The organism is Streptococcus mitis subsp. hohhotensis (genome assembly GCF_020089495.2).
Lineage (GTDB): Bacteria > Bacillota > Bacilli > Lactobacillales > Streptococcaceae > Streptococcus > Streptococcus hohhotensis.
Genome location: NZ_JAIRCA020000039.1, coordinates 1 through 1,510, shown reverse-complemented (window position 1 = coordinate 1,510; position 1,510 = coordinate 1). Strand labels below are relative to the sequence as shown.

General features: G+C 35.8%; 1 pseudogene. It reads right to left on the bottom strand.

Going from position 1 to position 1,510, the window contains the following annotated elements:
* Positions 1–130: 130 nt before the first annotated feature.
* Positions 131–1,421: pseudogene (locus tag K4Z77_RS09710) on the bottom strand (IS4 family transposase).
* Positions 1,422–1,510: the final 89 nt, after the last annotated feature.

Genomic DNA, 1,510 nt, shown 5'->3' with positions numbered 1-1,510 from the left:
CAATGTCATTAAGTTAGTGATCTAACTACTTGAATAGGAGGTGTGATTGAGATCATCAAAGTGATTCTCTATCCTATCTTCTATTTTTTTGCATAACAAATAAAGGTTTTTTTACCCTATTTTTTGAGATTTATGTTACTCTATAGATGAAATCAACTACCGATTGGGCCTTTATCTTTCTTGGATATTTTCGATTCGGTCGAATAATAGATAACTGTTTCTTGAGGTAGTTTTTCAACTGGAGAGAAGAAAGGGAACAGTTAAAAAACAAACGGCAGGCATAAGCCGCATCTGAGAAACACACTTTATATCTTTGTTTTTTACGACTACTGTCGATGGCAACTTGCGAGATTACCCAACGACAAAAGTTAAAATTTGTAAAGCGAGCAAAGATTTCTTGGAGAATCCCTTCCTTCTTTTTTGCATGAAAATTGACCAAGCCAACACTGTATTTCAGGTCACGAAAACTAGTCTCTATGCCCCATCTGCTGGCGTAGAGATTTTTTAATTCTTGGATTGAATAGTCTGTATTTGTCACTAAAGTTTCGTATTTTCCTTCGTCCACTTCTAAACGCACCATACGAAAAGGAAGCTCATAGAGTACTACAGGATCCTGTTTTTGACTTGTTTCTGGAAGAAAATCAAAAGTAGAATTGTGTGGAATAAAATGATAGTCATTGGGAAAATCACGATAAAGTTTTTTGAGCTGATTGGTTTGCTTTCGTGATAATGTTAGAGAAAATGTTTGATCAAAACACTCTGTATTTGGCAAGTTGAAGGAGGAACGCATGGATTGTTTTCCATCTCGAATACGGATGATATAAAGCCAACCTTTTTCTTGAAAATGAGCCATAAGATTGTAACTTTCATAGCCTCTATCCATGATAACAAGAGCTTTCTCGAAAGGGAGAATCCTCCATCATCTGAATCAGAGCTAAGCGCTCATGTTGCGTATGTTTGTCTTGAATAGAAACATCTCTATACACTCCACTCGTCAAGTCGTATAGGGCATTTATGTGTATGAGATTATAGGATTTAACATCCGTTTGGGTTTGGATAGAGGTTTCTGTATCCATGGGATTTCGAGGAATACAGATATCACTCCCATCTGCAGCGAATATTGGAAAATCAGTATTAAGTGGAATAGGTGCTGTAAATTCTTTAAATAGGGCATAGAACGCTTCAGGTTTTATCTGATAGCGTCTTTGAACAAAGGCTGAATTTGAAACTGTCAGTCTGGCATCTAGTAATTCTTTTGACAATGATTTCCCTCCCATTCCCAGAATGGTACGAATCATAGTTTCTAGTGATAAACTTCTTTTACGAGTAAAGGCCTGTTCATCTTGTTTGACGAACTCAACTTTTTGACCAATGATACTCTGAATACTCTTATTCAAGTGGGCTTTTATCTGTTTTATCATGGGAAATCCCTCCTTAACTATAAGTTTATCACATAAAAAAGAAACCCAAATACAGAATTGTATTTGAATTTCTTAACTTAATGACATTG